This is a genomic window from Actinophytocola sp. (genome assembly GCF_035712165.1).
Taxonomy (GTDB): Bacteria; Actinomycetota; Actinomycetes; order Mycobacteriales; family Pseudonocardiaceae; genus DASYTH01.
The window spans coordinates 1-2,616 of the sequence record NZ_DASTBH010000133.1 but is presented as its reverse complement, the minus strand read 5'-3'; the positions used below and the strand labels follow the sequence as shown (position 1 = coordinate 2,616).

Here is a 2,616-nt window from a genome sequence, read left to right as displayed (position 1 = left end):
GAGGGCGAGCCGGGCACCTGCAAGGACCTGCCGCTGATGATGAACGACCCGCACTCGCTGATCGAGGGCGTGATCATCGGCTCGTACGCGATCCGGGCGAACCGCGCGTACGTCTACGTCCGCGGTGAGGCGGTGCACGCCGCCCGGCGGCTGCGGCACGCGGTGGCGGAGGCGCACAAGGCCGGCTACCTCGGTTCCAACATCCTCGGCTCGGGCTTCGACCTGGACGTCGTCATCCACTCCGGCGCCGGCGCGTACATCTGCGGCGAGGAGACCGCCCTGCTGGACTCCCTGGAGGGCTTCCGCGGCCAGCCCCGGCTGCGCCCGCCGTTCCCGGCCACCCACGGCCTGTACGCCTGCCCGACCGTGGTCAACAACGTCGGGACGATCGCCAGCGTGCCGTACATCGTGCTGGGCGGCGCGGCCTGGTGGAAGTCGATGGGCACGGAGAAGTCGTCCGGTCCGATGATCTACTCGCTGTCCGGCCGCGTCGTCAACCCGGGCCAGTACGAGTGCGCGCTGGGCATCACGCTGCGCGAGCTGATCGAGCTGGCCGGTGGCATGCTCCCCGGCCACGAGCTGAAGTTCTGGACCCCGGGCGGCTCGTCCACCCCGCTGCTGACCGCCGAGCACCTCGACGTGCCGCTGGACTTCGAGAGCGTGGCCGCCGCCGGCAGCATCCTGGGCACCACGGCGACGCAGATCTTCTCGGACCAGGACTGCCCGGTGTACGCGACGTACCGGTGGATCGAGTTCTACCACCACGAGTCGTGCGGCAAGTGCACGCCGTGCCGCGAGGGCAACTTCTGGATGACCCGCATCTACCGGCGGATCCTGTCCGGCCAGGGCACGCACGAGGACCTCGACACGCTGCTGGACGCCTGCGACAACATCCTCGGCCGGTCGTTCTGCGGCCTCGGCGACGGCGCGACCAGCCCGGTCACCTCGTCGATCAAGTACTTCAAGCAGGACTACCTGGACTACATCGAGGGCCGCAAGGCGCCGGTGCTGTCCGCCAAGGCCCTGGTAGGAGCGCACTGATGGCGGAAGTCGAAAAGGCCGTCGACACGGTCAAGCTGACCATCGACGGGGTCGAGGTGACCGCGCCGAAGGGCACGCTGGTCATCCGGGTCGCCGAGCAGATGGGCATCGCCATACCGCGGTTCTGCGACCACCCGCTGCTGGCGCCCGCGGGCGCCTGCCGGCAGTGCCTGGTCGAGGTGGAGGGCCAGCGCAAGCCGGTGGCGTCCTGCACCCAGACCGTCGCGGACGGCATGGTGGTCAAGACCCAGCTCACCTCGCCGGTGGCCAAGAAGGCGCAGGCGGGTCAGATGGAGTTCCTGCTGATCAACCACCCGCTCGACTGCCCCATGTGCGACAAGGGCGGCGAGTGCCCGCTGCAGAACCAGGCCATGTCCACCGGCCGCACCGACTCGCGCTTCCACGAGCACAAGCGGGAGTACCCCAAGCCGCTGGCCATCTCCACCCAGGTGCTGCTGGACCGCGAGCGGTGCGTGCTGTGCCAGCGGTGCACCCGGTTCTCCGAGGAGATCGCCGGCGACAAGTTCATCGATCTGATGGACCGCTCGGCCGGCGAGCAGATCAACATCTACCGGGACGAGTTCTTCGGCGCCCCGGCCACCGACGACCTCAGCGCCGAGGACGGGAGCGCTGCTCCTTTCAACTCGTACTTCTCCGGCAACACGGTCCAGATCTGTCCGGTGGGCGCGCTGACCGGCACCCAGTACCGGTTCCGGGCCCGCCCCTTCGACCTGGTCTCCTCGCCCAGCGTGTGCGAGCACTGCTCCGCCGGCTGCGCGATGCGCACCGACTGGCGACGCGGCAAGGTCATGCGCCGCCTGGCCGGCGACGACCCGGCGGTCAACGAGGAGTGGAACTGCGACAAGGGCCGCTGGGGCTTCCAGTACGCCACCGCGTTCGACCGGATCACCAAGCCGATGGTCCGTGACGCGAAGACCGGTGAACTGCGCGAGGCGGCGTGGAGCGAGGCGCTTGCCGTCGCCGCCGAGGGGCTGCGCAAGGCCCGCGACGGCGCGCACGGCACCGGCATCCTCACCGGCGGCCGGCTGACCGTGGAGGACGCGTACGCGTACGCCAAGTTCGCCCGGGCGGCGCTGCGCACCAACGACATCGACTTCCGGGCCCGGCCGGTCGCCGCGACCGGCGCCGCGTCGGCCAACTCGCCGGCCTCCATCGCGGAGGAGGCCGAGTTCCTGGCCAGCACGGTGGCCGGGCGCACCGAGGTCACGTACGCCGACATCGAGAAGGCGCCGGCGGTCGTGCTGGTCGGCCTGGAGCCGGAGGAGGAGTGCCCGATCCTCTTCCTCCGGCTGCGCAAGACCTACCTCAAGCGCAAGCTGCGGGTCGTCGCGCTGGCGCCGTTCGTCAGCCGGGGCCTGGAGAAGCTCGGCGCGGCCGTGCTCGCCACGACGCCCGGCGACGAGGCCCGGCTGCTGGGCGAGGAGGCGGGCCTGGTCGAGGCGCTGTCCGCGCCGGGCGCGCTGCTGTTCGTCGGCGAGCGGCTGGCCACCGTGCCCGGCGGCCTGTCCGCCGCCGTGGCGCTCTCCGAGCGGACCGGGGCCCGGCTGGCCTGGG

2 protein-coding genes are annotated in these 2,616 nt (G+C 71.2%); both read left to right on the top strand.

What is annotated here, in order from left to right; genetic code table 11:
* Positions 1 to 1,041, top strand: a 1,041-nt coding sequence (locus VFO68_RS07245) for a complex I 51 kDa subunit family protein (protein ID WP_325157392.1), incomplete at its 5' end; no start/stop codon positions are given.
* A partial coding sequence (locus VFO68_RS07240; protein ID WP_325157391.1) for an NADH-quinone oxidoreductase subunit G occupies positions 1,041 to 2,616 on the top strand: 1,576 nt, incomplete at its 3' end. The genes VFO68_RS07245 and VFO68_RS07240, both read left to right, overlap by 1 nt.